Raw genomic sequence first — 345 nt, forward strand, 5'->3', positions numbered from 1 at the left:
CCGAGCTGATCGATTGGGAATGGGCAGAATTCTTCCCCTCGAAAGAGGGGCGCCCGGCAACGCATCCTAGGCTGGTCGCCGGGCTGATGTCTACAGCACGTGTACCGCTTGGCCGATGATGCCGTTGTCGCGCGGTGGGTTGGATCAACACGCCGTTAGTTTTCCCCTCGAGCACAGGATGTCGGGCAATTTCCACCCCATCCTAAAAGATGCGGATATCCCGCGTATGGTTCTGGACCTCCAGCGTGCGTCTGCGTGCTGTATCCGGTACGCTGTAAAGGTTGCCATCGACCGAGATCATGCCGTCCTTGCTGACCCGGCGCTCCACACTGAGCACAGCATCAT

The 345-nt window shown here is 59.1% G+C and carries 1 pseudogene; it reads left to right on the forward strand.

Annotated elements, in window-relative coordinates:
* Positions 1-141, forward strand: a pseudogene (locus AB9K37_RS03935) (IS5/IS1182 family transposase); the annotation flags it as partial.
* Between the last annotated feature and the right edge of the window lie 204 nt (positions 142-345).

The sequence above is a fragment of the Donghicola sp. XS_ASV15 genome (genome assembly GCF_041224595.1).
Taxonomy (GTDB): domain Bacteria; phylum Pseudomonadota; class Alphaproteobacteria; order Rhodobacterales; family Rhodobacteraceae; genus Donghicola.